We start from the raw sequence: 26632 nt of genomic DNA, 5'->3' as shown, positions 1-26632 counted from the left end.
GGTTGGCCCGTGCTCAGCCGTGCGTGGTGATGCCGCCGTCGACGGGGATGACCGCGCCGGTCAGGTACGCGCCGGCCCGCGACGACAGGTAGATGGCGGTGCCGGCCATGTCCTCGGGGCGGCCGATGCGGCCCAGCGGCACCTGCTGCTCGATGGCGGAGCGGCTGGCCGGGTCGTCGAGCGCGAACGCCATCATCTTGCTCTCGAACGGGCCGGGCGCGATCGCGTTGACGGTGATCTGCTCACCGGCGAGCTGGTGGGCGAGGCTGCGGGTGAGCATGTGCACGGCGGCCTTGGTGGCCGAGTACGCGTACACCTCCATGAACGGCACCCGGATGCCGTCGATGGACCCGATGTTGATCACGCGGGCCGGGTCGTCGGCGCTGGCGGCGGCGCGCAGCGCCGGCAGCAGCGCGGTGGTGAGCCGGAAGACGGCCTTGACGTTGACCGCCCAGAGCTTGTCGAACGCGGCCTCCGGGTAGCTCTCCAGCGGCGCGCCCCAGGTGGCGCCGGCGTTGTTGACCAGCACGTCGAGGCGGTCGACGCGCTCGCGTACGGCGGCGGCGAGGGCCTGCGCGCCGTCGTCGGTGCTCAGGTCGGCGGGGATGGCCTCGCACCGGCCCTCGGCGGAGAGTTCGTTGGCGACCTGCTCGCAGACGTCCGCCTTGCGGGACGAGATGATCACGCGGGCGCCGGCCCGGACGAAGCCCTGGGCGATCATCAGCCCGATTCCCCGGGACCCGCCGGTGACCAGGACCGTCTTGTCTTCGACCGAGAACAGCTCCGTCATAGGTTTCCCATCGCGAGTCGGCGTGATGCGTCGTCCGGTGAGCGGCCGGTGGGGCGCCGGGCGGACCGGGCCCGGACGACGCTACCGCCGGGTAACGTAGCCCGGCCGTGGGGACCACGACAAGCCTGCACGTCGCCGCGTACTCCGGTCGGGATGCGGTGACCTGCGGTTCGGGCTACCGTCGCAGGCGATGGTCTCCACCGATCCCTCCCCCGCGCCATCGATCGGAACGGCATCACCCGTACCCGACGAGATCTCCACGTTCACGCTGGCCGACCTGGCCGGTGACCCCGGCTGGCGTCGGCCGGTCTTCGTCGAACGGGAGCTGCTGATCCTCACCACCCGCGGCCACGGCGACGCCGAGCTGGATTTCCACCTCCTGCCGTGCCGACCCGGCACGCTGCTGCGGGTCCACGCGGGTCAGGTGCTGCGCTGCGCCGGCCCCCAGTTCGACGCGTCGGTCGTCGGCTGGACCGCCGACGCCCTGCGCGGCCTGGCCGTCGACGAGGACGCGGCGCCGACCTGGCGGCAGCTGGCCGGCGAGGACGAGGACGCGGTGATCAACGAGGTGAGCCAGTTGGCGGTGGACTGCCAGCGGCACGGCGACGGCCCGGCCGGCCGCGCGCTGCTGCGGCACCAGCTCGCCGTGCTGCTGCTGCGGTTGGCGCTGCCCGACGCGGACCCGGCCGGGCAGCGTAACGAGGCCGAGACGTTCCAGCGGTTCGCCCGGGAGGTGGAGCACGGCTACCAGGTGTCCCGGCGGGTCGAGGACTACGCCGCCGCGCTCGGCTGCTCGGTGCGTACCCTGACCCGGGCCTGCCTGGCCGTCACCGGCCGCAGCGCCAAGCAGGTCATCGACGAGCGGGTGGCGTTGCAGGCCGCCCGGCTGCTCGCGGCGAGCGACGAACCGATCGCGCAGATCGGCCGAGGGCTCGGCTTCTCCGAACCGACCAACTTCGGCCGGTTCTTCACCCGGGAGATCGGGGTCAGCCCCGGCGCGTTCCGGGCCGCCCGCGACCAGCCGGCCGGCGGCCGGGTCGTCCGACCCCGACCACCGGTCGAGCCGACGGGCGCCAACGGCGGGCGGTTCCGCTCCGGCGCACCCGGCGGTCCCGGCAACTCGGGCCGGCCCGGTGGCCCGGGTATCCCGAGCGGGCGGGCATGATGACGGGGTGCAGATCTCCGCGCGCGGCGACTACGCGGTACGTGCGGCGCTGAGCCTCGCGACCGCGTACCCCTCGCTGCTGTCCACCCAGGCCATCGCGGCAGAGCAGGACATGCCCCGCAAGTTCCTGGAGGCGGTCCTGGCGGATCTGCGCCGGGCCGGGATCGTCCGCGCCCAACGCGGCGCGGAGGGCGGTTACACCCTGGCCCGTCCGCCTCGCGAGGTGACCGTCGGCGCGGTGTTGCGCGCGGTGGAGGGCCCGCTCGCGGGCGTACGCGGCCTGCGCCCGGAGGAGACCCGCTACGAGGGGTCGGCGGAGAACCTGCCCGGCCTGTGGGTGGCGGTGCGCGCCGCGGTGCGGCGGGTGGTCGACGAGGTGAGCCTCGCCGAGATCATCAGCGGGCGGCTGCCCGCGCACGTCCGAAAGCTCACCGCGCTGCCCGACGCGTGGGAGCCGCGCTGACGCCTCACAGGGCGCGCACCACCTCGTCGGTGTCGAGTCGGGGCAGCCGGTCGCCCCAGGCGTCCGGACCGGGGTGGCCGACGTTCAGCAGCAGCAGCGCCTCGTGCCGGCCGTCGGGAAAGAACTCCCGGGTCACCCCGGCGGCGTCGAACCCGGCCATCGGGCCGGCGGCCAGCCCCGCCGCGCGTATCCCCACCAGCAGGTAACCGATCTGAAGGATGGCGCTGAATCGGGCCTGCTCCGCGCGGGCCGTCCGATCACCCAGCCACTCCCGGGCCTGCGGTCGGTGCGGATACAGCTCGGGCAGCCGCTCGTGGAAGTCCACGTCGGCGGCGAGCACCGCCGCCAGCGGCGCGCTGGCCGTCTTCGCCCGGTTGCTCGACGACACGTACGGCAGCAGCCGGGCCCGGGCCTGCGGCGAGCGCAGCAGCAGCACCCGCAGCGGCTGGCCGTTGTACGCGGTCGGCCCGTACCGGATCAGATCGTGGATCGCGGCCACCTGGGCGTCGGTGACCGGTTCGTCGGTGAACGTGTTGGCGGTGCGGGCCGTCCGGAACAGCAGGTCCTGGGCGGCCCGGTCCAACACGAGCGGGTCGGCCGTGACGGGCGTGCTCACCCGCCGGCCGTAGTGGTGTAGCCGCCCCGGTGGTGCACCAGCGGTGGACCGTCGCCGCCGTCGCCCAGGGCGAGCGGTTCGGCGATGACCAGGGTGTGGTCGCCGACCGGGACGCGGTGCACCACCCGGCAGAACAGTCGGGCCAGCACCCCGGTCAGCAGTGGCACCCCGAACGGCCCGGCCGTCCAGTCCGGGTAGGCGGCGAACCGGTCGATGCCGCTGGTGGCGAAGACGGCTGCCGCCTCCAGCTGCCCGGCTGCCAGCAGGTGGACCGCGACGTGTTCGGCACGGGCCAGCACCGGCCAGCTCGACGACTCCGTGCCGAGGCAGAACGAGACGAGCGGCGGTTCCAGTGAGACCGAGGTGAACGAGGTGGCGGTGAACCCGGCCCGGATCGGTTGGCCGATCCCGCCCAGGCAGGCCGGGTCGGTGGACCGGGCCACGGCGGTGACCACGGTGACGCTGGTGGCCTGCCGGCGCAGCAGCGCGCGGAACAGGTCCCGGTCCACCGGTCGCAGGTAGGTCGCGTCCGTCGTCGGACGCTCCACGGTGGTCACGCCGACACCAGGGCCGGCGTGGCGTGGGCGATGAGGGGAAGCTCGGTCCGCGGCAACATGAAACCCATGCTGCCGACGGCGCGAACACCCGGTCAACGGTCTTCCACAAGATGAGACTTGCATCGCTGACGATGTTACGGAGCACCTTTAGCAGCGTTTACCGCAGCGCAACACCCATCTGGTGGATAGGAATTCCCCGTGTCGTGGCGGCACACGGTCCACCCGGGACGGCGAGGGGGTTTCGGAATTCGCCCGTCCGGGAATGTTCGATCCCAACACGGCAGGGAACGGTTGACGAGGGGAGTGCTCCGATGGGCCTCATGTTTCGCAAGCGCAAGAAGATCGGTCCGCTGATCCTGAACTTCACCGAGAACGGCTTCTCCTCGTGGAGCATCAAGATCGGACGTTGGTCCTGGAACTCGAAGGCTCGGGCGCACCGCGTCGACCTGCCGGGACCGCTGTCCTGGAAGCAGGACAAGGCCCGGTCGTAACGACCCGGGAGTCGAGCGGGGCGCCGGTGATTCACCGGCGCCCCGCTCGGCGTCTCCGCCCCGACCCCCGCCCCTCAACCTCGTCGATCTTGCACTTTCGGTCGACGTTCTGCGCGGGAACGTCCCTTGTGTCGCCGCAGCAAGTGCAAGATCGCGGGAGAGGGTCAGGGCGTGGGGGTTATCAGCTCATCGCCGGCCAGGCGTCCGGACTCGCGGTCTCGGGTCACCTTGCCCTCGGCGAGCAGGGTGGTGAGGGCCTGGTTGGCGTCGGTGGCGCGGTAGACCGTCGCGGTGAGAGTGTGCCGGCGTAGCTCGGTGACCGAGCGCGGCCCACCCCGGCGTAGCTCGGCCAGCAACTCCCGGGCCAGTGGTTCCAGCGAAGCATCCCCGCTCACGTCCACTGGCGGGGCCGTCGGGTCGGCCGGATCGCGGTAGCGCACCCGGAGGCCCGCGCCGACCGTCCACAGCGCGTCGCGGACCGCCTCCAGACTCCGGTCCGACCGGCTCCCGAACGCGATCACGCCGGCCGCGTCGTCGTCCGCGTCGGCGGAGGCTTCGCCCACTCCCCCGTCCGCCTCCAGCACCGGTGCCACCTCGGCGACCAGCGGAAAGCCGGCGAGGCCGAGGGCCGGGCGGGCGCTGGTGGTGGCGTGCAGCAGCACTTCGCCGTTGCGGCCGTTGGCGCAGGCACGCAGCACCTCGGGGTGCGCCGGGCCGGACAGGTCGACGAAGCAGAACAGCGGCGCCCCGGCCGCGGCGGCTGCCTTCAGCGCCACCGGCAGTCGGGCGGGGCCGCCGGGCAGCAGGTGCACCGTCACCTCGGGAGGCAACTCCGCCTCGACCGGCCCGAGCCGGGCCGGCAGGTCGCTGGCCTCGTCCGCGAGCACCAGCACCGTCACCTGCCGCCCCCGTATCTGCGCCGCGTGACCGGCGACCGCCCGCAGCACCGCTTCCGCGCCACCACCGTCCGTGCCGGCCCAGGCCAGCGCGACGGTCACGCGCCGGGAGCGGTGCAGGGCAACGGGTAACCAGGTCGCCACGTGGCGGACCAGCAGTTCACGGAGGACGTCGGTGGTCCGGTTGGTTGGCATCGGTCCGTTCTACCCCATGGCCGTTCAGGCCGGGACGGAGATCCCCACGCCGCCGCGCGTCTGCCCGCCGTAGCGCTGCCGCTCGGCGGCCAGGTCGAGTCGGTCGATCCGCTTGCGGGCGGCCACCGTGGCGTCGTCGAGCTGGTCGGCCGGGACCAGCCAGACCACCTCGAACTCCAGCCCGTCCGGGTCCTGCCCGTAGAGGCTCTTGGTGGTGCCGTGGTCGGACGTGCCGGCCAGCGCCCCGGCAGCGGCGAGCCGCTCGGCGGTGACGGCCAGCTCGTCGAGGGTGTCGACCTCCCACGCCAGGTGGTAGAGCCCGACGGTGGCCCGACCGGCGGTCGAGCGTCCGGCGCCCGCGCCGATCTCGAACAGGCCGAGGTCGTGGTCGTTGGTGGAGTCGGGAGCCTGGAGGAAGGTCGCGCCCCGGAAACCGGCCGGGGTCATGTCGACCGGGGTGAAGCCCAGCACGTCGCGGTAGAAGGCGACGCTGCGGGCTAGGTCACTGACGTAGAGAACCGCGTGGTTGAGCCGGTGGATACCCATGACCCCACACTAGCGCCGTTTTGTTGAGCGTTCAACCATCGGGAGTATGATGGCCGTCATGACCCGCTGGCTTGACCCCGACGAGCAGCGCACCTGGCGGGCGTTCCTCGCCTCCTCCCGAGCGCTGATGGACACGCTCGACCGTGAGCTGCAACGCGACGCCGGCATGCCGCACGCCTACTACGAGATCCTGGTCCGGCTCTCCGAGGCGCCCGGTCGGCAACTGCGGATGAGCGAGCTGGCCGACGCGACCGGGTCGTCGCGCAGCCGGCTCTCGCACGCGGTGGCCCGCCTGGAGGAGGCCGGCTGGGTGCGTCGCGAGGACTGCCCCACCGACCGGCGCGGCCAGATCGCGGTGCTCACCGACGACGGTTTCGCCACCCTCGCCGCCGCCGCGCCCGGCCATGTCGACGGCGTACGCCGGCACCTCTTCGACGCGCTGAGCCCCGCCCAGGTCGACCAGTTACGCCGGATCAGCGAGACGTTGGCCGAGCACCTGACCAGATCCTGACCGATCGACACCGGCGCGGGTCTTGTACTTACCGTCGTCGGATGAGCACGATGGGGCGTGTCCTCCGGCTTCGACGAGTTGACTGACCAGGCGCACCACCTCGTGTCCGCTGGCGACATCGCCGGTGCGCAACGGCTGCTCTCCGACGCGCTCACCGATGCCGACCCCCGCCCGGCCAACGCCACGCCGGAGCTGGCCGAGGCGGCCAGCCTGCAGGCGCGGGTGCTCGTCGCCCTCGGCGAGCCGCACTCCGCCCGCGGCTGGGCCGCCTTCGCGTACGCGGCCACGACCCGGTTGCACGGCCGCTCCGACCCCCGCACGGTGGCCGCCGCCGCGACCCTGGCCGCCGTGCTGCACCGGGTGGGCAGTCACTCCCGGTCCGCCCGGCTGTACCAGGACGTCATCATCGACCTGACCGCGCAGGACGGTCCCGAGTCACCGCGGGTGCTGGCCGCACACGCCGACCTGGCCACCGTCGAGTACGCCCGGGGCCAGTGCACGGTCGCCCGCGACCGTCTCCAGGACGCCTGGGAGCTGCACCGCGAGGTGTACGGCGACGGCCACCCCAGCGGCATCAAGATGTTGGCCCGGCTCGGCTCGATGCAGCGCGACTGTGGGCAGTTCGCCGAGGCGCACGACAACCTCGCGCTGGCCCGCGAGCTGTGCCGGCAGCATCTGAGCGCCGACGATCCGCTGGCCCTCCAGGTGGCGGCGCTGGCCCGGGCCGCCGCCAACCCCGACCACGTCTGCGCCGACGACGACGCGTCCGCCGTCCGGGACGCACCGGTGGTGCCGGCCGCGCGCACGCCGCCGCCGCAGCCCGATCGGCCGCTCGATGCCGCCTATTACCCGCCGGCCCCGCAGACCGCTGCTCCCGCCGGCCGTACCGACGAGGGCCTGGCTGGTTCCGGAGTCTCCAGCGGCGGGCCGGTACCGAATCCGCGGGTACCGGCCGACGAGCCGGACGGCTCCCCGGACTTCCGCTGGCCGCCGGCCGACGAGCCGGACGATGTCCCGGGCCTGCGCTGGCCGCCGGACCCGACGGACGATCCCGTCCCGCACCCCACCGTCGCGCCGGTGCCCCCGTCGGTGGCCGGGTTCACGGGCGGCACCGAGGAGTCGTCCGGCGTGTACCGGCTGTACCGTCCCGGCGCGTCGTCCGAACCGGACCGACCGTCGGCGCCGCTGACGCCGTACACGCCATCAAGGCTCCTGCCGGTGCCCGTGCACCGGGCGCCGGCAGCGGCACGCAACAGGCTGGTGCCGGTGCTGGTGGCCGGCGTGGTCGTGGTGCTGCTGGGCACGGCGGCGGTGATCGCCGGCGTGGCGCGCGTCGGCGACGACCCGAAGTCCGGGCCGCTGCCGAGCGCCGGCCCGAGCGGCACGGCCGCCTCCCCGACGACCGGCGCCCCGACCACCGGCCCGACCGCGCCGGCCGCCGCGCCGGGCACCCCGCCCGGCACGGTGTCGCTGCGCGACAACCGGGACAACATCGCCCTGCGCTGGACGTACCCGGCCGGCGGCGAGGGGCCGGTCATCGTCTCCGCCGGCCGGGCCGGGCAGGAGAAGACCGCCATCGCCACGCTGCCCGCCGGCACCGACAGCTACATCGTGTACGCGCTGAACCGCGCCAACGACTACTGCTTCACCGTCGCGGTCGTCTGGTCCACCGACACCGTGGCGAGCGCCAACCAGGTCTGCACCCGCCGCCGCTGACGTCCGCCGTACTCAGGGTCGGGCAACCGTCGGCGGCGGCTCGGGCCCGGCCGGCGTCGTCGGGAGCAGCAGGCGTACCCGTAGGCCGTGCGGGCCGTCGGCGTCGGCCAGGGCGATGGTGCCGCCCGCGCGGCGGACCAGCTCCCACACGATGGCGAGGCCGAGGCCGGCGCCGCCGTGGTCGCGGCCCCGACCGTCGTCCAGCCTCGTGAACCGGTCAAAGACCCGGCCGCGATCGGCCGCCGCGATCCCGGGGCCGTCGTCGGTCACCGTCACCAGGTGGTACGCGGTCTCGTGCGGCTCCACCGCGAGGACGACGCTGCTCCGCGCGTGTCGGACCGCGTTGTCGACGAGGTTGGCCAGCACCCGCCGTAGCTCGGCCTCGTTCCCGGCCGTCCACAGCGGCCCCGGCGACGGCTCCACCCGCACCGGCGGCGACGGATACCGGGCCGCGACCTCGCTCACCAGCGCCGCCAGATCGACCGGGCCGGTGCCCCGCGACGCCGGCATCTCGTCCAGGCGGGCCAGCAGCAGCAGGTCGTCGACCAGCCGGCCCAACCGCTCGGTGTCGGCGAGCAGGTTGGCGGTCACCGCCGTCCAGTCCGTCCGGTCGGCGAGCCGCTGGGCCACCTCCAACTCGGTACGGATGTTGGCCAGCGGGCTCCGCAGCTCGTGCGCGGCATCGGAGACGAAGGCCCGCTGCCGGGCCCGGGCCGACTCCAGCCGGCCCAGCATCCCGTTCAGGGTCACCGCCAGCCGATGGATCTCGTCGGCGGAGGCCGGCACCGGAAGTCGACCGGCGCCGGCCCGACCGGTGATCTCCTCGGCGCCCCGGCGCAGCGCCTCCACGGGACGCAACGTCGCGCCGACCACCCGCCACGCCACCCCGGCCAGGACCACCACCAGCAGCGGGAACGCCACCAGCAGGATGGTCCGCACCACGTGCGTGCTCTGCCGCACATCGGCCATCGAGCGGGCGACCAGCACGGTGAGCGGATCGGCCGACGTGCCGGCGGGTACGGCGACCACCCGGACCGGTCCGCGAAGCCCGACCCGCTCGGCGGGAACGTCCAGGCGTTGACGGTGGCCGGTGTCCAACCACTCGGGGCGGGCCATCGGGACGAGCCGGTCCGCGTCGATCGAGGCCGCCCGGACCCGCCCCTGCGCGTCGATCACCTGGACCCGGACCTGCCCGCCAGCCACCGGCAGCGGGTCGGGCAGCGCGTCCTCGGCGGCGAGCAGGGCGACCGCGTCGGCGGTCCGGAACGCCTCGGTGTCCACGTTGCGTTGGAGCACGAAACGGAGCGCGCCGAGCAGCACCACCCCGCCGAGGGCGAGACCGACGGTGAGGCCGAACACGCCGAGCGCCAGGAGGCGGCCCCGCAGCCCCAGGCCGCGCAGGCCCCGGCGGGGCGACCAGCCGCGTGGCGGGTCGGCGGATGTCACGTCGCCAGCCGGTAGCCGGCGCCCCGGATGGTCTCCAGCCGATCCCGGCCGAGCTTGCGACGCAGGTAGCCGACGTACACCTCGACCACGTTGGGCGCCGTCTCCAGGCTGGCGTCCCACACGTGGTCCAGTAGCTCGATCTTGGAAATGACCTGGCCGGGGCGGCGCATCAGATAGTCCAGCAGGGCGTACTCGCGCGCGGTCAACGTCACCTCGGCGTCGGCCCGGGTCACCCGCCGCCGGGCCGGATCGAGCCGCAGGTCGCCGACCGCCAGCACGGCGGGGCGCTCCGGCGCTCCCCGGCGCAGCAACGCCCGCAGGCGGGCCAGCAGCACCACGTACGAGAAGGGCTTGGTCAGGTAGTCGTCGGCGCCGCAGTCCAGGCCGTCGGCCTGGTCGTACTCGCCATCCTTGGCCGACAGCATCAGCACCGGCAGCCAGTGCTGCTCGGCGCGCAGCCGGCGCACCACCTCGTAGCCGGAGAGCCCGGGCAGCATGACGTCGAGGATCATCGCGTCGTACCCGCCGTGGCGTGCCGCGTCCAGGCCTTCGGGGCCGGTCGCCGCCACGTCGACCGCGAACCCCTCGGCCTGAAGGCCGCGTTGCAGGGCAGCCGCCAGCCGGGCCTCGTCCTCCACCACCAACAAGCGCACACCTCAAGGGTGCCACCTGGGTCACAGCTCACGGTTCGGCGTCCTCAGCGCGTTCACAGCGCCGACCGGGCAGGATGTGGGGCAGGAGGTGTGCACCATGTCGATCCTGAGAAGTCGTCCCGTCCTGCGGTGGCTGGTCCCGGTGGCCGCCGGCGTCGCCGTCATCGGTGGCGGCGCCGCCGTCGGCACGTTCGCCGCCGAGGCCGAGCCGAGCCTGCCGCCGCGTACCGCCGCCCAGCTTCTGGTGGACCTCCAGACCTCCTCCCTGGAGGGGTTGTCCGGCACGGTCGTGCAACGCGCCGACCTCGGCCTGCCGCCGCTCGTCGGGCTGGTGCCCGGCAACGACCTGACTGCGCTGCTGAGCGGCACGCACACGCTGCGGGTGTGGTACTCCGGCCCGGATCGGCAGCGCGTCGCGCTGGTGGACACGCTCGGCCAGCGGGACATCATCCGCAACGGTCGAGACGTGTGGACCTGGGAGAGCCGCGGCAACACCGCCCGCCACCGCGCCCTGGGCGACTCGAAGGGCGCCGCGAAGCCCGAGGCGACGCCGAGCCTGCCGGCCACTCCCCGGGAGGCCGCCGACCTGGCGTTGAGCGCGATCGATCCGAGCACCGAGGTCAGCGTCGGCCGCTCGGCCACCGTCGCCGGTCGGGACGCCTACGAGCTGGTGCTCGAGCCGCGTGACCGTGACTCACTGGTACACCAGCTCCGGATCGCCATCGACGCGAAGCAGCACGTGCCGCTGCGCTTCGAGGTGCTCGCCTCCGGCAGCGACCAGCCGGCCTTCGAGATGGCGTTCACCCAGGTCGACTACCGACGCCCCGACGCCGACCAGTTCGCCTTCAACCCGCCTCCCGGGGTGAGCGTCACCGAGGAGACCGCCGAGCGGCCGACCGCCGGCCGGCCGGCACAGGTCGCACCGGGTCGGGACCCCCAGGTGCGCACGGTCGGCGACGGCTGGACCACCGTCCTGGTCGCCCGCCTCGACGCCGCCGCAGGCCAGAAGCCGACCGCCGCCGCGAGCCAGAAGCCGGCCGCCGCCGCGCCGGGCCAGAAGCCGGCCGCCGCCGCGCCGGACGCCGACCTGTCGAAGCTGCTCGGTGGCCTGCCGGCGGTCAGCGGCGACTGGGGCAGCGGGCGGCTGCTCACCGGCAAGCTGTTCAGCGTGCTGCTCACCGACGACGGGCGGGTGCTCGCCGGAGCGGTCACTCCCCAGCGGCTCTACCAGGTGGCTCGCGGCTGATCTCCGCCCACTCCTACGCCGGGTCGACCACACGGTCGGCCCGGCGTACCTGTGTGACCCGCATCGGCCCCGTCGGCTTGGTGACAGCGGGCCGGCCGCGCTATCTTCGACAATTCGAGGGCACAAAAAAGAACGGCATTAAATGCCGTTCTAGCATTGGATTCTAACGTTTAGGGAGACGGCTTGTCAAGGCACTCCGGCGGTACCGGTGAATTGCCGGTCGACGACGAGATCGGCCGCGAGCAGGAGTACGTCTCGATGCTCTACGGCCGTCTGGACGGGTTGCGTGAGCAGGCCGCCCACCGGCTCACCGCCGAGCTGCGCAACACCGGCGGCACCCTGCAGGACCGCTCCCAGCGCGACAGCTCCGTGGCCATGTACGCCGACCAGGTCGAGCAGTTCTCCGCCGTGGAGAATGGCCTCTGCTTCGGGCGGCTCGACGGCGACGACGACTCCCGCCGCTACATCGGCCGGATCGGGATCTTCGACACCAGTGGCGACTACGACCCGCTGTTGATGGACTGGCGTGCCCCGGCCGCGCGGCCGTTCTACCTCGCCACCGCCGCCAACCCCCAGGGCGTACGCCGCCGCCGACACCTGCGCACCCGCCAGCGCAAGGTGACCGGGCTCAACGACGAGGTCCTCGACATCGACAGCGCCTCCCCGGGCGGGCACGAGGAGCTGACCGGCGAGGCGTCCCTGCTGGCCGCGCTCAATGCCGGTCGGACGGGCCGGATGCGCGACATCGTGGAGACCATCCAGGCCGAACAGGACAGCATCATCCGCGCCGACCTGCCCGGCGTGATGGTCGTCCAGGGTGGCCCCGGCACCGGCAAGACCGCCGTCGCGCTGCACCGGGCGGCGTACCTGCTCTACACACACCGGCGGGAGCTGTCCAGCCGCGGTGTGCTGCTGGTCGGCCCGAACGCGACGTTCCTGCGCTACATCTCCCAGGTGCTGCCCACGTTGGCCGAGACGGGCGTGCTGCTGCGTACCCAGGGGGATCTGTTTCCCGGGGTGAGCGCCCGGCGCGCCGAGCCGGCCCGGACCGCGGCGCTCAAGGGTCGTGCGGTGCTCGCCGAGGTGCTGGCCCTGGCCGTGCGGGGCCGGCAGTGGGTGCCGGACGAGCCACTGGAGATCGAGATCGAGCGCGAGGTGCTGACCCTCGACCCGGAGACCGTGCGCGCCGCGCGGGACCGGGTACGCCGCACCGAGCGCCCGCACAACCTGGCGCGGGCGCTGTTCGACGTGGAGATCGTGCACGCGCTCGCCGACCAGGTGGCCGAGCGGATCGGCGCCGACCCGCTCGGTGGGGACAACCTGCTCGACGAGGCCGACCGCGCCGAGATCCGCCGGGAGTTGCGCGAGGAGACGGAGGTCCAGGCCGTACTCGACCGCTTGTGGCCGGTGCTCACCCCGCAGCGCCTGCTCGCCGACCTGTACGCGGACCCCGACCGGATCGCCGCCGCCGCGCCGATGCTCACCGACGACGAGCGGGCACGGCTGCACCGCGAGCCGGGCGGTTGGACACCCGCCGACGTGCCGCTGCTGGACGAGGCCGCCGAACTGCTCGGCGAGGACGAACGGGCCGCCGCCGCCCGGCGCGAGCGCATCCGCGTGATGGAGCGGGAGTACGCCGAGGGCGTGCTGGAGATCGCCCGCGGTTCCCGCTCGATCGACGTGGAGGACGAGGCCGAGGGCGGTGAGATCCTCGGCGTGACCGACCTCATCGACGCGGACCGGCTGCTGGAACGGCAGGAGGAGGCCGATCGGCTGACCACCGCGCAGCGCGCCGCCGCCGACCGCACGTGGGCGTTCGGCCACATCATCGTGGACGAGGCACAGGAGTTGTCGCCGATGGCGTGGCGGCTGCTGATGCGCCGCTGCCCGAGCCGATCCATGACGATCGTCGGGGACGTGGCGCAGACCGGTGCGCTCGCCGGAACGCCCTCCTGGGCCGATGCCCTCGCCCCGTACGTGGCGCAGCGGTGGCGACTGACCGAACTGACGGTCAGCTACCGCACGCCGGCCGAGATCATGGCGGTCGCCGCCGAGGTGCTCACCGAGATCGACCCGGCGCTGCGGCCACCCCGCTCGGTGCGGGAGAGCGGCGTACCCCCGTGGGACCGGGCGGTGCCCGACGGGCAGCTACCCGGCGAGTTGGTGTCGGCGGTGACCCGCGAGGCCGCCGGGCTGGCCGAGGGCCGGGTCGGCGTCATCGTGCCGGCCAGCCGGGTAGAGGCGCTCGGCTCGGCGCTGACCGCCGCGCTGCCCGAGGCCACGGTGGGCGAGAACCCGGAGCTGGAGAGCCGGGTGGTCGTGCTGACCGTCGCCCAGGCGAAGGGGTTGGAGTTCGACTCGGTGCTGGTCGTCGACCCGGACGCGATGGTGGCCGAGTCGCCGCGCGGGCGCAGCGACCTGTACGTGGCGCTCACCCGGGCCACCCAGCGCCTGGGCGTCCTGCGCCCCTGCCGCTGACCAGACACCCGACACGCCCCCGCTGACCGGCTGGTCGGCGGGGGCGCGGGTGGGATCACCGCCGGTCGGTCGAGCGGTCCCGGATGGACTTGGCGGGGCCGGTCGCCGAGGTCGACTGGTCGCTGGTGCCGCCGCCGGTCGGCGTGCTCAGGCCGCCGGTGGTGGCGTCGCCGGTGGTCGTCGGCGCCACCTTGCCGGGGTGTCGCTCCGGTTGGCGGGCCATCCGGCGTACGCTCGCCGGCCCGGCGGTGCCACCGGTGGTGGTCACCGCGCCCTGCCCGCCGACCGGGCCGCCGTCGTGCAACACCCGCGGGTCGACCCGTTCCTGCGCCGGGTCGAGCGGATCGTCACGTTGGAGTTGGGACTCCACATCGGTGGGGGGCACCGTCACCTCGTCGAGGGCGCCCTCGCCGTACACACCGCCGATGATCTGCTTCTCGGCCTGGCGGGCGGCCTCCTGCCGCATGTCGTCCTCACGCACGTCCATCACCTCACAGAAGCTGTGGAACCGACTGCGTGCCCGACCTCCCGTCGACCAAACCCGGAGCGCTCGCGCGCCGGCCCGGAAACGGACATCCGCCCCGGCCGGTCGTGATGCGGGCAACTTCACGCGTCGTCGATTCATTTTCCGAGGTGGGGTGTTACCTGGTCCCGGGCCTCGGGTAGTCGGGGGGTGTCCCCGCCGTGCAAGCGAACCGTGCCGTGGCCGAAACGCGGTAGCGGGGCGAGGGAAGGCAGGTACGACTCATCGCATCCTGAGGAGGACCAGATGAGCACGCAGGCTGCTTCCACCAGGCCGATGAACCGGCCCATGAACGACCCGCAGAACCCCGCCATGATGCGGGACACGCAACAGATGCCGGTCATGCACGACGGGCATCGGAACGACATGCAGGCTCCCGGTACGGAGACCAAGCAGGCGTTCAAGACCACCGAGTTCTGGATCTACCTGATCGCGGTGGCCGCCGTACTGGGCGCGTCGCAGGTCGTCGGTCGGAACTCGGCCGGGGTGGACATCTTCCGGGCCGACAACGCCTGGTTCCTGATCACCCTGCTGACGCTGGGCTACCTCGGTAGCCGCGGTCTGGCCAAGGCCGGCAGCAACTTCCGCAGCGGTGCGGAGCGCAAGGCCCGGCACTGACCGGGTGACAGCGCACTGACAGCGCACAGTGGCCTCCGGGAGAGTTCTCCCGGAGGCCACTGTCGTCTGCGGAACGCGTTACTCGTCGCCGCCGAAGTCGCCGAAGTCGCCCTCGAAGGCGTCCTCGATCATCTCGCCGGCGATCATGCCACCGGCGACACCGAGCGCCGCGCCGGCGACCATGCCGCCCACACCCATGCCGCCACGGCCGTGGCCGTGGCCGTGACCCGGACCGTAGCCGTGACCGTGGCCGTACTGGGAGCGCAGGCTCCCGTAGCGGGACGTCGTCTCGCGCAGCCAACCGTCGACGACCTGCGCCCAGTCGACCCGGTCGACGTCGGCGTGCGACACCTGGTAGCGGCCGAACGCGTCGTGCCCGGCGCTGAGGAAGCCGCCGCGCTTGTCGCACTCCAGGATCACCTCGACACCACGCTGGCTGGTCACGAAGGTCAGCTCGACCTCGTTGATCGTGCCCGCGTACTGCGGCGAGGCGAAGAACTCGATCTCCTGGTAGAACGGCAGCGTCTGCTGCACGCCCCGGATGTGGCCGCGCTCCAGGTCAGCGGCCTTGAACCGGAAACCCAGCCGCTGGAACGCCTCCAGGATCCGCTCGTGCACCGGCAACGGGTGCACCGCCACGTGGTCCAGGTCGGTCTTGTCGACCGCGCGGGCCACCGACAGCTCGGTCCGCAGGCCCATCGTCATGCCGTGCAGGCGCTGGCCGTACACGTCGGTGATCGGGGTCTCCCACGGCACCGGAAGCTGGAACGGGATCGACAGCTCCTGCTTGGGCGCGAGCTGGAACGCCCCGCTGACGGCCATCCGGTGGAACTCCATGGTGCCGGCGTACTCCGTGTCGTGGCCCTCGACCTCGACCCGGGTGACCAGGCCGATCACCACCTGCTCGATGGCCGCCGGGTTGTCACCACCGACGATTCTGACCTCCCCGTCGAGGGTCAGGCCGGGCCGGGTGTTGGGGTTGGCCAGCACAGTGTCCACGCTGGGACCACCCACACCGAACGCGCTCAACATCTTCTTGAAGACCATCGGAACTCCTGTGCGACAGCCGACCGCTCCACCATGGAGTCGGACGTTGACTCACCGCGCACCCTATCCAGACCCCCTGTGAGGTGGCTGTGAGCACGCCGAGGCGTGGCCTATGCCGGGGTCAGGTCCGCGATCGCCAGATCGGCGGCGCGCTCGGGATCGTCGCCGGCCCGGCGGAGCAACCCGTCGACGCACCAGTGACCCGAACGGTCGGCGCCATCGCTGATGTCGAGCTCGAGGTCGAGGTCGCACCGCTCGCCGGCCACGCTGACCGCCCAGTCGGGCCGACGCCGGTGCACGGCGAGCAGTAGCCGCCAGGCCAGGTCGTCGCGCCGCTCACGTCGCTGCGGATCGCATTCGCGCAGGGCCTCGGCGACGTGGTCATCGTCGGGGTCGAAACCGTCCAGCAGCGCCAGCAGTGCCGGGTCACCGAGGTACGCCGCGGCCCGGAAGGTGAAGTTGTGGACCTCGTCCTGGGCGAGCAGCTCGCGTACCAGTGGAAGTGCCCGCGGGTCCCGCCGGCGGGCCAGTCCGCGGGCGCCTTCCGCACGTACCTCCGGGTCGACGTCGCGCGTGCGGTCCCACAGCACCTGCCGGACGGCCTTCCCGTCCGCGGTGCTCAGCCAGCCGAGCCCGAAGGTGGCCCACTCCCGAACCCCCGCGTCGGGGTCGGCGCAGAGGTCGATCAACACCGCCTCGCCGGCCTCGGCCGGCGGGTCGTCGAGCACCATCGGCACCGCGACAGCGACCTGGAACCGTACGTCGCTGTCGGGACTGTCCGCGAGGGTGACCAGGGTCAGCAGGGCGCGAGGGTCGCAGGTCGCACCCAACGCGCGGGCGATCGACCAGTGCACCTCGGGATCGGTCTCGGTGGCGGCCAGCGCGATCAGGGCCGTCGCGGCGTCCGCGCGCAGGTCGTCCCCGTGCACGGCGCTCGCGAAGCCGAGCAGGTCGCACGCCGCCGCGCGCACCACGCGATCCAGATCGGCGAGCCGGCCAACGGCCAGCCGGACGGCCTCCGCACCCGAACCGGTCCAACCTGCCCCCGCCCGCCCCGCATCGTCGATCATAGAGTTGTGGTGGGGGACTAAACGCCCATGACCTTCCGAACCGGGCACCACGAGCCCATGATCGACGACTAACTGCCGGAGCAGCTCCGATCCGTCGTCGGAATCGCCATTCTCGATGGTGCGCCGCAGCCGATGCACCGCACGGTCGAACAGGTCCGCCACCTCGCGCGCTTCCACGGCCTCGATGGTGCAGGCTGGCCGGTGGATGCCGCCACCGACTTCTGATCAACTCGACATCGCCGAAGTCGGGCTATCAACCCGACCGGGACACCCCGACATCGGCGAAGTCGAGTCGATCACGGATCGGTACGGGCGAACCTGCCGGCCTTGACCCCGTTGACGAACGCGGTCCAGCCGCTGACGCCGTGTTTTCTGTGACCGGATCATGCCGGATCGCCGCCGCTGTGCGCGGCGGGCCGATCACCACGGGCCTTGCCTACCTACCGACGATCCCTAGAGTGTGTCGGTCGAGGGGGCTGATCCGGATCAGCCCCCTCGTCAACGCCCAGCTTGTGAGGGTCGTGACCGCTGCACCTCACGGTCCTGGGCGGCGTTGTCCAGGACCGTGACCACCACGTGGTCGGGCAGATCGATCAGGGGACGCAGGTCACCGTCGAGCACCGTACCGACCACGAGCCGCCGCAGACCGGACGCGGCGGCGAGGGGTGACGCCGACGCGATCGCGCCGAGACGCAGGGTGTGCAGGTTCGGAAGACCAGCCACCGGATCGAGCCGCAGCGGCTCGACCGGCGCCGACTTCGCGTTGGGTCGGACCACAACCTCCTGCAGTTCGACCAGGCGCGCCAACGGCTCCAGGGAATCCACGGCGGCATCGACCACTTCGAGCTGCCGTAGCTTGGGCGCTTCTTCGACACCGTGCAGGGCCAGGGCAGCCTTGCGCCCTTCGATCCTCAGGTACACCAGCTCGGACTTGGCCCCCAGCAGGGTCAGGTCCGAGCCGGCGTACCGGTCGATCGTCAGGTGTTGCAGGGCCGACAGCGCGCCGATCGTCTCCAGGCCCGGCCGCTCCGACAGCACGAGCGTGTCCAGCTTCGGCGTCAGATCGAGCCGGACCGCCTTCTTGGACCGCGTCAGCAACGACAGACCGAGAAGATCCTCCAGTTCGAATACCAGCGTGTCATCACGTAACGGACCCTCGATCGCGACCCTGCGCAGATTGGGCAGGTCGCGCAGGAAACTCAGGTCGAGCTTCCGACCGGTGTCACTGTCGAAGGCGAGGAAGACGGCATCGCAACCACCCTCGACGTACCGGCGGGTGTCACCCTCCCGCCAGACGCTGTCCGAGAGCAGATATTCGCCGGGATTCACCGTCTGATTGCCGAACACGGTGCCGTCTCCTCCGCCCGTTCGCCTAATAACTTCGATTGTAGAGGGTACCGCGCCCCCGAGTGGGTCCCCCGAACGCGCGGATGGTGCGCTTTTCCAACCGCCGCATGCGGGCCCAGGAGTTCCTGCCCTTGCTGAACGTGTAGTGCGAGATGTGATTGATATCGGCCGCGCCGAGGCCCTCTCGCCGGAGCGCGCCCTTGCTCCGGTTCACGTGCTGCCCGATGCGCCGGTGCATGTTCTTCGAGATACCTACGTACTTCTTGCCGTTGTTCAGATGAATGATGTACATGCCCGAGGACCTCGGTACGCCCCTACGCGCGGCATCCAGGATCGGGCAGCTCGCGTTGTGAACGAGGATGTCCAGATCGTCGACGGCGACCACGTACGTGTGGGTGTCGCCGACGTTGAGGTTGTGGACCGTCTGGTCCCGCAGCCAGCCGCGTTCCTGAACGCGATGGACCGTGGCCTTCTCGCCGCGGCTACCGACGATCACGTCCCCGGCACTGACCTCAGCGGCGTTGGTCCAGCCCTTGCCGTCGACCCAGATCGGATGTTCGGCGGTGGCGGTGAGGACATCACGGGCGTCGCCGTCGAGGTCGATGTCGACGAGATGCCGGCTGCCCTGCCCGACGAAGGTCCCGAGTACGGGCTGCGCCGCCGAGATCCCCGTCTTCGGGTCGGTGGACATCACCAGGTCCCCGACCTGGATCTCCGCGATGGGCAGATAGCGTCCGTCGGCCATCAGGACGGGGGTGTCCGGCGCGAAGGAATTACATCTCTTCGCCGCTCGTGCTGCCTTGGCCGCCTTTCTGGCCTTGCGGGCCTTGGCCGCGGCACGCGCAGCGCTGGCGGCCAGTCTCGCGCCCTTGACCGCCGCTCCGGCGCCGATGGCCGCTGCCGCCGCTCCGCCGAGGGCCCAGGCGGCTTCCTTCCAGTTGCCGGTGGCAGCGTAGGAGACGGCCGAGACAACCCCGGCGATCGTGCCGATGGGGCCGGGGATCATGGACGCGTAGGAGGCGACCTTCGCGACCTTGGACAGGCCCTTCTTGATACTGCCCCAGCCGAACTTGCCGTCGAGGTCGGTGCAGTTGACGGGATCGCCGGCGCAGTAGTCGTAGGCGGTGGCGTTGCCGCCCTCTACGGGGTCGACCTGGAGGAAGCGCCCAAGGGCGGGGCTGTAGAGGCGTACGCCCATGAGGATGACGTCCGCCATCGCCTCACCGGAGCGCTGCTTGCCGCCGAGCCAGCCGTAGCGTTGGTCGGCCTGCCCGGCCATCGGGACACCGAACTCGTCGTAGTCGAACAGCTCGGGTTCGGTCAGCGCGGGATCAATGGTGGCGGCGACGTCGCCGTGCAGGTTGATCAGTTGCAGGCGTACGTCGCCGGTGGCGCTGGTGGTGGCGCCGAGGTCACCGTCCGGTCCGGAGACGTTGCGGGTGATGCTGCCGAGGGTGGTGTCCTCGACGATCCACCGGGGTTCGTCGGAGTCGTCGCCGTAGTGGTTGAGCTTCGAGGTGGCGTTGGCCCAGTTGCCGTCGACCAGCGTCTCGGTGGTGAAGGCACGGAACCGGTGGGCCGGGTCGAGGGTCCAGGTCTGCCGCGAATCGCCGAGTTGTTGACGTTGGACGAGGTCGTTTGCGTAGTAGGCGTTGGTCAGCCCACCGGGCATCGCCACGGTTCGACCGAAGGCGTCGTAGACGAATCCGGCGTCGGTCAGGCGGTCCGCGGTGTCGTACGTATGGTCGGCCTCCGCATCGGCCGCGTCCTCGTCGCAACTGCCGTCGGCCGCCGGGTCGAAGGTGGAGCTGTTGGTGCGGTTGGTACGGCTGTCGTAGGCGTAGGTGCGGGTCACGCAGCCACCCGTGATCGCACTGTCCTGGCGTGCCTTGGTCAGCCGGCCGAGCCGGTCGTAGGCGTAGTTCTTGCCGCCGCCGGTGTAGGTGTGGTCCACCCACTGGCCGGCGGTGTTCTCGACCACGGACTCCGAGTAGATGACCGCCCCGTCGGAATCCCGGGTGTACGTGCGCTCGACGGGTTGCAGGTTCGCGTCGAGCCGGTCCTTACGGGTGAGGCCGCCCGGGTATCCGAGTTCGGTGATCTGTCCGTCGGGTGAGTACTTGGCGGTGAAGGTTCCGGCGATGTTGTCGGTGACCGAGGTGAGCAGGCCACGTGGTTCGGCGACCCGGTCGTACGCGAAGACCGAACTGCCGGTGGGGTCGGAGACCTTCGACGCCTTGCCGAACCGGTCGAACTCGTTGACGGTGGTGCCGCCGTCGGCGTCGGTGTAGGAGGCGAGTCGACCGAGGAGGTCGTACTCCCGGGTGACGGTCGCACCGTCCATCGTCGTCTGGGTCACGTCACCGGAGGTCGGGCTGTAGGCCGTGGTGACCGCGCCGACAGCCGCGCCCTCGTCCGACGTGATGACCGCGCTGGTCACCCTGGTGGCCGAGTCGTACGAGGTGGTGGTGGTGCGGGTCTTACCGGCAGAGGTCTCGGTGACCACTGCCTCGTCGCCGTAACGGGTGTACTCGGTGACCCGGCGGACGGGCAGGTTGGTGGTCATCCGGTCCGGGTCGTGCCCGGCGACGGCGCCGACGGCGCGGGTCACACACGGCTCCCCGGCCCACTCGGGCCGGTTTCCGCACGCGGCGTCCTGGGTGTTGGTACCCGCCGTGTAGTAGACGATCTCACGGGCCATCGCGTCCGAGCCGGAGGAGCCGATCCCCCAGGACTTGAGGACCCGCCCGGCGGCGTTGTGCACCGCGTACGCGGTCAGATTCTGCCCACCGGCACCGACGTCGGCGACGACCTTCGTCGCGGTCTTCAACATCCACCCGGACACGCCGCCGTGTTCGGCGTCGTAACCGTTCTTGCTGACCCGGACGTCGACGTCGGGATAGCCGACGATCTGGGCGCCCTCGCTCTCGGTGGTCACGAGGTGGTAGCTGGCGCCGTCGGGCTTGCCCTCGTCGTAGACGTTCACCGCGTGGCTGCGGCCGATCACCGTCGTGCCGGCATCGAGGGCGGTCAGCGGTCCGCTGCCGTCCGGGTCGGCGACGGGGTTCTCCAGGACCATGGTGACGGTGGTGCCAAGGGTGTCGATCAGGTCGATGCCGTCGGTGGAGTACTTGTTGATGGTGGACAGGGCGAGCGCCCGGTTGGCGGTGTCGGTGTTGGCCAGGCCGAGTTCGGCGAGGTGGGTGTTCGAGTCGGGAAGGGTGCCCAGGGCAAGTTCCCGGTCGGTGGCCTCCAGGGTGCGGATGACGTTGCCGAACCGGTCGTACTCCTGGGTGTCGATGTGCCCGCCCGGCGTGGCGGTGTTGACCTCCTTACCGCTCGCGCCGAGGTAGTGGATGGTGGCGTAGGTGTAGCCGCCGGTGCCGGGTGAGCTGGGGATGGCGCTGTTACGGCCCGGATTGTCCTCGGGGCCGAAGACGGCGGTGGCGTCGGTGGGCAGGTCGAGCTGTCCCCAGGTCGCCGCGGCGGCGGCGTTGAGGTTGTGCGGGCCACCTGCTGCCTGGGTCAGGGGGACGTTGTAGACGACGTTGGTGGCGAGTTCGCCGTCGGTGGCGGTCTTGGAGCCCTGCTGCAGGGCGGCCCGGCGGGCCTTGAGGAGCCGGCCGGGGTTCTCGTCGGTGGCGAGGTCGGCGACCTGGTCGGCGTTGAGAGCCTTGCCGTAGACGCGGACGTCGTCGATGTCGCCGTCCCAGACGTTCGCGGCGGCGCCGGCCCACTTCGCACGACCGATGACGAAGTTGCCGGAGGCGTTCCAGCCGCCGGTCGCGGCGGTCGACGTCTGCTGAATGCCGTTGACGTACAGCTTCATCTGCCCGGCCGCGGTGTCGTAGACGCCGGTCAGGTGGGTCCACTGCCCGGCCACGGTTCCGGTGTTGGAGCTGGCCCGGACCGGGGTCGCCGAGGTGTTGTCGGAGGTCACCCGGGAGAACGCCCAGCGGTCGGTCTCCTTGACGTAGTTGAGGAAGAAGCCGCTGGTGCTGGCGCCGTCCTTGGAGACGGCGGTGCGGTTGCCGTCCTTGTTGTTCAGCCGCACCCAGGCCGAGACGGTGTACGAGGCGGTGTTGGACAGGGCGGTCCCGGCGACGCTGATCTGCTGGCCGGTGCCGGCGGTGAACGTCGCGGCCCGGTCGGCCGGGTCGTCGGGGTCATTGCCCTGGCCCCAACCGACACCGCTGGCGACGGTGCCGGTCCGGCCGCTGCCGGAGGCGTCGCTGACACTCGTTCCGCTGCCCTCGTCGAGGTTCCAGCGCAGCGCGGCGGTGTCGACGTCGGGGTTGCCGTAGTCGAACATCCACGGCAGCTCACCGGCCGGGGAGACCTTCGTGACCCGCCCGTTTCCGTACTCGTAGGCGGTCTTCAACGCGGGGGTGACGCGAGGGTCCCACACCTCGCGCAACTGCCCCAGGTTGTCGTAGCTGTAGCGGGCGATGACCGTGGAGGTGGTCGCCGAGGCGGCGGGGTCCCAGGCCCACAGTTTGACCTGCGTCACCCGGTCGACGTAGTCACCGAACACCGTCTGCGACAGGCCGGCGGTGGTGGCGGTGGCGTAGACGTACTCGAGCACCTCGCAACCACGGTCCGGGGTGGCGCTCGTGCAGTGGTTCGTGTCGTCGACCCCCGGCTCAGCCGGGTTGATCACCTTCTGCAGCAGGAGGCGACTGCCGGTGGTGTCGTAGACGTACCGGGAGGTGGTGTCCGACTCCGGCGTCCACGACGAGGTCGCCGCCCACACCCCGCCCTGGGAGGTGAACTCGGTGGCGGTGCCGTCGATCTCCGACAACCGGTACGAGGTGGTGCCGACCTTCGACAGGACCAGGCCCTCGGCGCCGGGCTCGGGAGTGAAGCTCACCCCGTCGGGGTTCTTCGCGAAAGTGATCCAGCCGCCGCCGATCGTGTTGATCCGGGCCAGCGACGGTTCGGGGAAGGTGACCGTGGTGTATTCGACGTCCGCCGCGCCGCCGGTCGCACCGCCGGTCCAGGCGGGGCCGAACGGCGCGACGATCTCGGTCATGGAGAGGTTGTCCCAGTAGACCTTGCGGCCCGACCCACCCTGCATGCCGTTGTAGAGGCGGAAGAACGCCTCCGTCGCGCCCGCCGGGACGGTCATGTCCACGGAGAGTTCCTGCCACCCGTCGAGGTAGGCGGCCATCTTCGACGACACCTCGGTGTAGACGCCGTTGACCCGGTGGAAACCGACGATCCGGAGCCCACGCTGGGTGTACGCCGGCACCAGACCGGTCGCGGCCGGCACGTAGACCCAACCCGTCATCCGGTACGTCTTACCCGGCGTCATGTTCAGCCGGAGTGCGCCGCCGTCGCCGCCCACCGCGACGTAGGTGTCGTTGCTGGTCGTGGTGACCGGGGTGATCTCCAACGAGTCGGCCGGAGTCGTCTCGCCCTGTCCTCTGGCGGTCGACCGGACCGCCGATGAGGTCGACGGGACGTTGAACCCCGTCAGGTCGGTGGAGACCTGCTGCTGGTTCGCCGTCAGGCGCTGAACCATCGGCTGGTAGCCGTCGCGGTAGCCCCGGGACGACGCCGAGCGGGAGACACTCAGCCCGAGTTCGTCGGCGTCACCCGAGGAGAGGGCGTAGTCGCCGGTGAGCAGGTTCACCGAGCCCGGCCCAACCTCGTCGTCCGAGGCTCCGTCACCGCTGGAGTCGACGGTCACCCGGACCCACGGCACCGTGTACGCCGGGGTCGTGCCGGTCGCGGTGTACAACTGCGCACGGACCTCGACCACGCCGCCGACCAGGCCGAGGGTGTCGGTGGCGTTCCACACCGCGTACCCGCCGAGCGCGGACAGGCTCACCGGACTCGCGGCGGTCGCGAGGATCTGCGCGCCGGTGGCCGAGGTCAGGTTCGCCGACGGCACCGGCAGAGTCGCCGAGCCGGGGCCACGCCGGTATTCGAAGTAGCCCCGGGTGTAGCCCGCCACCGGAGTGGTGACCTGAAGTTTGGTCCGCTTGACGATGGTCGCACCGGGCAGCGGCTGCGCCAGCGCGGCGCTGCCGGCCTCGAAGACGTACAGGTTCGGGTTGGACAGGTTGCCGGCGGAGTCCTTCGCCTGCACCGTCAACGTGCGATGCCCGTCCCGTGGGGCCAGCGAGACCGGATGGGTGCCGGTCGCCGCGACCGTGGTCGCCGCCGTGTCGTAGTCGAACCGGTACACGTACGCGGCCAGATCGGTCGTGCCCGAGGCGGGAGAGAAGGTGAACGTGTCGGCCGCGGCCGCGCCACCGTGCGGCTGGCCGTCATTCAGGTACACGCTGGCGGAGACGAACGGCACCAACGGCTTGTCCGTGTCGACCGTCAAGCTGGTCCAGCCGGTGTAACCGCCGTAGTTCCACGGGTCCTTGCCACGGACCTGCCACTCGTACTGGGTGCCGTTGACGAGGTCCACCGGCACCTGCCACGAGGCCGTCGAGCCGCTGGTCCACGCGGGGCTGCCCGAGCGCAGGCCGGACGAGGAGACGACCGCCTGGGTGGCCTTGTTGCGGACGACGAACTCGGCCTGCAGCGTCTGGCCCGCGTTCGCGTCGGCCAACTTCGCGAACAGCGTCGGCCGCACCGAGGCGGTCCGGGCCCCGGCGCCGCAGGCGGTGAAACACGGCGACACCGCGACCGCGCTCGGGACACTCGGAGCGCTGTTGTACGTGATCGCGACCGACGGCGGATGGGTGCCCTCGGCGGAATCGAACCGCTTCCAGCCTGCGGTCGTGGTCTCCGAGGTCGCGCGCAGGAGCACACTGGCGCTGGTCGCGGACGTGTCCGCGCTGTACTGCAGCGCGCCACCGACCTCGATGTACACCCAGCCGTCACCGCAGGAGGAGCTGTAGCCCCGGGTCTCTGACGAGGTGCCCACCTTCGCCCGCGCCGTGGGCTGGTCGGTCCACCGCACCGACGAGTCGACGTAGTCGGTCCGCCACGCCTCCCAGCCGGCGGCCGTGCAGGACCAGGAGTGGTAGTTCCACAACTTCAGCTTCGCGCTCATGATCTGGCTGCCGGCGAAGCCGGAGGTGTTGAATCGCAGGTACGACCGCGCGGTGAACGTTCCGCCGTCCGTGGAGTGACCCAACTTCAGGTCGGCCGAGCCCGACTGGTCACTGGAGTACGAGTTCTGCACGAACGCGTCGAAGGACGGCGACAGCGACGTCGGCGGGTCGATCGTCACCGGGAACGTCAGATCCGCGCGGGCGAGGAACTTCGCGTCCGGGGTCAGCTCGACCACCGTACGACCCGCGCCCTTCGCGACCGTCCGCAGACCCACCGGCGCCCGGTTGAGTCGCTCGCCGGACAGGGCACCGACCTCGGCGTCCCACATGATCGGCGTCTGCGCCCGGCTGACCTGCCGACCAGCCTTGTCCTTGAACAACAGGCCGCCCATGCCGTCCCCGGCCGCGGTCAGCTTGCCGGTCCGGATCGGCAGCGTCAGCTTGCGCACCTGCGCGAGTCCGGCCCGGTCCTTCACCACGAAATGCTGTTCGTAGCCGGTGGCGTGGGCGTGGAAGACCAGGTCGACACTGGGCAGCACGTTCGGGTATGTGATCGTCCGGCCGGACAGGACCGGTGGCGGCAGGACTCCGGTCCACGCCAGGCCGACCTTGTCGTCGCCGAGGCCGAGGGAGGCGACCTCGTGCTTACCGTTCGTCGACGCGGCACCGGCGAACACCAGCCCTCGCGGGTGGGCGATCGGGGCGACCGTGCCGTCGGATCGACCCTGGAGGGTCAGGTCCACCGGCACCCACTTGTCGCCGTTGCGGACCCGGACCGGGGCGAGCGCCTGCTCCTCGGTCAGCGTGCCGTCGGCGTTCGCGAAGAGCTGCGTCGTCTCCGTACGCCGGCCGGCGATCTCGACCCGTGCACCGCAGAGCTTCGCCGCCACCGCCGCCGACACCTCGTCCGGTCGATCGTCCGGACACGTCGGCTTGGGCGCTGTCGCGGCGGCGGGTGCGGCCCGGGCCGGCTCGGCGGGGCGTGTCGGCACGTCCGAGAGGGTCGCGACGAGTACCAGGACCAGCATCATCGCCAGCCTGGACGCCCACCCCACCGCACGGCCTCGCGTCAACCTGGTGAACACACTCGAAGGCCACGCCTGAGTTCGCACAACACCCTCCCCGCCACACACGCCGGATGACGAGCGGAGAGTACGGAGATCCTTCCAAGAGACTCAAGATCTTGACTAGATGAATGCCGGCTGATAGCTCCCTGAGCGCATCCACTCTCGGTAGCAGCGA

20 protein-coding genes are annotated in these 26632 nt (G+C 71.7%); 8 read left to right on the top strand and 12 right to left on the bottom strand.

Annotated elements, in window-relative coordinates; translation table 11 throughout:
• Positions 1-13: 13 nt before the first annotated feature.
• Positions 14-790 (bottom strand): glucose 1-dehydrogenase, encoded by a 777-nt coding sequence (locus ACLQ25_RS17815; RefSeq protein ID WP_425731969.1) that lies wholly within the window; start codon positions 788-790, stop codon positions 14-16.
• Positions 791-980: 190 nt separating this feature from the next.
• On the opposite strand from ACLQ25_RS17815, the gene ACLQ25_RS17810 reads away from it, so the two are divergent.
• Positions 981-1955, top strand: a complete 975-nt coding sequence (locus ACLQ25_RS17810) for a helix-turn-helix domain-containing protein (RefSeq protein WP_425731968.1) — start codon at positions 981-983, stop codon at positions 1953-1955.
• A gap of 7 nt (positions 1956-1962) precedes the next feature.
• Complete coding sequence (locus ACLQ25_RS17805; protein ID WP_425731967.1) at positions 1963-2418, top strand: RrF2 family transcriptional regulator; 456 nt, start codon at positions 1963-1965, stop codon at positions 2416-2418.
• Positions 2419-2422: 4 nt separating this feature from the next.
• Here ACLQ25_RS17805 and ACLQ25_RS17800 read toward each other — a convergent pair whose 3' ends face one another.
• Both ACLQ25_RS17800 and ACLQ25_RS17795 read right to left on the bottom strand, forming a co-directional pair.
• Positions 2423-3034 (bottom strand): malonic semialdehyde reductase, encoded by a 612-nt coding sequence (locus tag ACLQ25_RS17800; RefSeq protein WP_425731966.1) that lies wholly within the window; start codon positions 3032-3034, stop codon positions 2423-2425.
• Positions 3031-3591, bottom strand: a complete 561-nt coding sequence (locus ACLQ25_RS17795; protein ID WP_425731965.1) for a flavin reductase family protein — start codon at positions 3589-3591, stop codon at positions 3031-3033. The genes ACLQ25_RS17800 and ACLQ25_RS17795 overlap by 4 nt, the downstream gene beginning before the upstream one ends.
• A gap of 311 nt (positions 3592-3902) precedes the next feature.
• Between ACLQ25_RS17795 and ACLQ25_RS17790 the strand changes: the two genes are divergently transcribed.
• Positions 3903-4082, top strand: coding sequence for a DUF4236 domain-containing protein (locus ACLQ25_RS17790; RefSeq protein ID WP_355051826.1), 180 nt, complete (start codon positions 3903-3905; stop codon positions 4080-4082).
• Between the two features lie 164 nt (positions 4083-4246).
• Here ACLQ25_RS17790 and ACLQ25_RS17785 read toward each other — a convergent pair whose 3' ends face one another.
• Positions 4247-5173: a hypothetical protein gene (locus ACLQ25_RS17785; RefSeq protein WP_425731964.1), complete on the bottom strand. Its 927-nt coding sequence runs from the start codon at positions 5171-5173 to the stop codon at positions 4247-4249.
• Positions 5174-5197: 24 nt separating this feature from the next.
• Positions 5198-5719, bottom strand: coding sequence for a VOC family protein (locus tag ACLQ25_RS17780; RefSeq protein WP_425731963.1), 522 nt, complete (start codon positions 5717-5719; stop codon positions 5198-5200).
• A gap of 49 nt (positions 5720-5768) precedes the next feature.
• Here ACLQ25_RS17780 and ACLQ25_RS17775 point away from each other — a divergent pair, with 49 nt between their 5' ends.
• Entirely contained in the window at positions 5769-6230 is a 462-nt protein-coding gene (locus ACLQ25_RS17775) for a MarR family winged helix-turn-helix transcriptional regulator (RefSeq protein WP_425731985.1), read from the top strand.
• Between the two features lie 57 nt (positions 6231-6287).
• A complete protein-coding gene (locus ACLQ25_RS17770) occupies positions 6288-7946 on the top strand; it encodes a tetratricopeptide repeat protein (RefSeq protein WP_425731962.1) in 1659 nt (552 codons plus the stop codon).
• 12 nt (positions 7947-7958) lie between these two features.
• Here ACLQ25_RS17770 and ACLQ25_RS17765 read toward each other — a convergent pair whose 3' ends face one another.
• Positions 7959-9317: a sensor histidine kinase gene (locus ACLQ25_RS17765; protein WP_425731984.1), complete on the bottom strand. Its 1359-nt coding sequence runs from the start codon at positions 9315-9317 to the stop codon at positions 7959-7961.
• Between the two features lie 71 nt (positions 9318-9388).
• On the bottom strand, positions 9389-10045 hold the full coding sequence (locus ACLQ25_RS17760) for a response regulator transcription factor (RefSeq protein ID WP_355051822.1): 657 nt from the start codon (positions 10043-10045) through the stop codon (positions 9389-9391).
• A gap of 97 nt (positions 10046-10142) precedes the next feature.
• Here ACLQ25_RS17760 and ACLQ25_RS17755 point away from each other — a divergent pair, with 97 nt between their 5' ends.
• Both ACLQ25_RS17755 and ACLQ25_RS17750 read left to right on the top strand, forming a co-directional pair.
• On the top strand, positions 10143-11291 hold the full coding sequence (locus ACLQ25_RS17755; RefSeq protein WP_425731961.1) for a LolA family protein: 1149 nt from the start codon (positions 10143-10145) through the stop codon (positions 11289-11291).
• A 258-nt stretch (positions 11292-11549) separates the two neighbouring features.
• On the top strand, positions 11550-13769 hold the full coding sequence (locus tag ACLQ25_RS17750; RefSeq protein ID WP_425731983.1) for a HelD family protein: 2220 nt from the start codon (positions 11550-11552) through the stop codon (positions 13767-13769).
• Positions 13770-13824: 55 nt separating this feature from the next.
• On the opposite strand, the gene ACLQ25_RS17745 is transcribed toward ACLQ25_RS17750, so the two are convergent.
• Positions 13825-14250 carry a hypothetical protein gene (locus ACLQ25_RS17745; RefSeq protein ID WP_425731960.1) on the bottom strand — a complete coding sequence of 142 codons (426 nt, stop codon included), beginning with the start codon at positions 14248-14250 and terminating at the stop codon, positions 13825-13827.
• Positions 14251-14625: 375 nt separating this feature from the next.
• Between ACLQ25_RS17745 and ACLQ25_RS17740 the strand changes: the two genes are divergently transcribed.
• A complete protein-coding gene (locus ACLQ25_RS17740; protein ID WP_425731982.1) occupies positions 14626-14910 on the top strand; it encodes a hypothetical protein in 285 nt (94 codons plus the stop codon).
• Positions 14911-14988: 78 nt separating this feature from the next.
• Here ACLQ25_RS17740 and ACLQ25_RS17735 read toward each other — a convergent pair whose 3' ends face one another.
• The 4 genes from ACLQ25_RS17735 to ACLQ25_RS17720 form a co-directional block, all read right to left on the bottom strand.
• On the bottom strand, positions 14989-15957 hold the full coding sequence (locus ACLQ25_RS17735; RefSeq protein ID WP_425731959.1) for a sporulation protein: 969 nt from the start codon (positions 15955-15957) through the stop codon (positions 14989-14991).
• A 110-nt stretch (positions 15958-16067) separates the two neighbouring features.
• Positions 16068-17027 carry a HEAT repeat domain-containing protein gene (locus tag ACLQ25_RS17730; RefSeq protein ID WP_425731958.1) on the bottom strand — a complete coding sequence of 320 codons (960 nt, stop codon included), beginning with the start codon at positions 17025-17027 and terminating at the stop codon, positions 16068-16070.
• A 498-nt stretch (positions 17028-17525) separates the two neighbouring features.
• A complete protein-coding gene (locus tag ACLQ25_RS17725) occupies positions 17526-18374 on the bottom strand; it encodes a hypothetical protein (RefSeq protein WP_425731957.1) in 849 nt (282 codons plus the stop codon).
• A 25-nt stretch (positions 18375-18399) separates the two neighbouring features.
• Positions 18400-26418: a LamG-like jellyroll fold domain-containing protein gene (locus tag ACLQ25_RS17720; RefSeq protein ID WP_425731956.1), complete on the bottom strand. Its 8019-nt coding sequence runs from the start codon at positions 26416-26418 to the stop codon at positions 18400-18402.
• Positions 26419-26632: the final 214 nt, after the last annotated feature.

The organism is Micromonospora sp. DT44 (genome assembly GCF_049841635.1).
Taxonomy (GTDB): domain Bacteria; phylum Actinomycetota; class Actinomycetes; order Mycobacteriales; family Micromonosporaceae; genus Micromonospora.
Note: the sequence above shows the minus strand (reverse complement) of the source record. Positions and strands in the feature narration are given on the sequence as shown.

What these genes read in the sequence shown, in the direction of transcription:
- ACLQ25_RS17810 (WP_425731968.1), top strand. Translation starts at nt 981, where the DNA reads ATGGTCTCCACCGATCCCTCCCCCGCGCCATCGATCGGAACGGCATCA.
- ACLQ25_RS17720 (WP_425731956.1), bottom strand. Translation starts at nt 26,418, where the DNA reads ATGCTGGTCCTGGTACTCGTCGCGACCCTCTCGGACGTGCCGACACGC.
- ACLQ25_RS17790 (WP_355051826.1), top strand. Translation starts at nt 3,903, where the DNA reads ATGGGCCTCATGTTTCGCAAGCGCAAGAAGATCGGTCCGCTGATCCTG.
- ACLQ25_RS17755 (WP_425731961.1), top strand. Translation starts at nt 10,143, where the DNA reads ATGTCGATCCTGAGAAGTCGTCCCGTCCTGCGGTGGCTGGTCCCGGTG.
- ACLQ25_RS17785 (WP_425731964.1), bottom strand. Translation starts at nt 5,173, where the DNA reads ATGCCAACCAACCGGACCACCGACGTCCTCCGTGAACTGCTGGTCCGC.
- ACLQ25_RS17815 (WP_425731969.1), bottom strand. Translation starts at nt 790, where the DNA reads ATGACGGAGCTGTTCTCGGTCGAAGACAAGACGGTCCTGGTCACCGGC.
- ACLQ25_RS17780 (WP_425731963.1), bottom strand. Translation starts at nt 5,719, where the DNA reads ATGGGTATCCACCGGCTCAACCACGCGGTTCTCTACGTCAGTGACCTA.
- ACLQ25_RS17750 (WP_425731983.1), top strand. Translation starts at nt 11,550, where the DNA reads ATGCTCTACGGCCGTCTGGACGGGTTGCGTGAGCAGGCCGCCCACCGG.
- ACLQ25_RS17730 (WP_425731958.1), bottom strand. Translation starts at nt 17,027, where the DNA reads ATGATCGACGATGCGGGGCGGGCGGGGGCAGGTTGGACCGGTTCGGGT.
- ACLQ25_RS17740 (WP_425731982.1), top strand. Translation starts at nt 14,626, where the DNA reads ATGCCGGTCATGCACGACGGGCATCGGAACGACATGCAGGCTCCCGGT.
- ACLQ25_RS17775 (WP_425731985.1), top strand. Translation starts at nt 5,769, where the DNA reads ATGGCCGTCATGACCCGCTGGCTTGACCCCGACGAGCAGCGCACCTGG.
- ACLQ25_RS17735 (WP_425731959.1), bottom strand. Translation starts at nt 15,957, where the DNA reads ATGGTCTTCAAGAAGATGTTGAGCGCGTTCGGTGTGGGTGGTCCCAGC.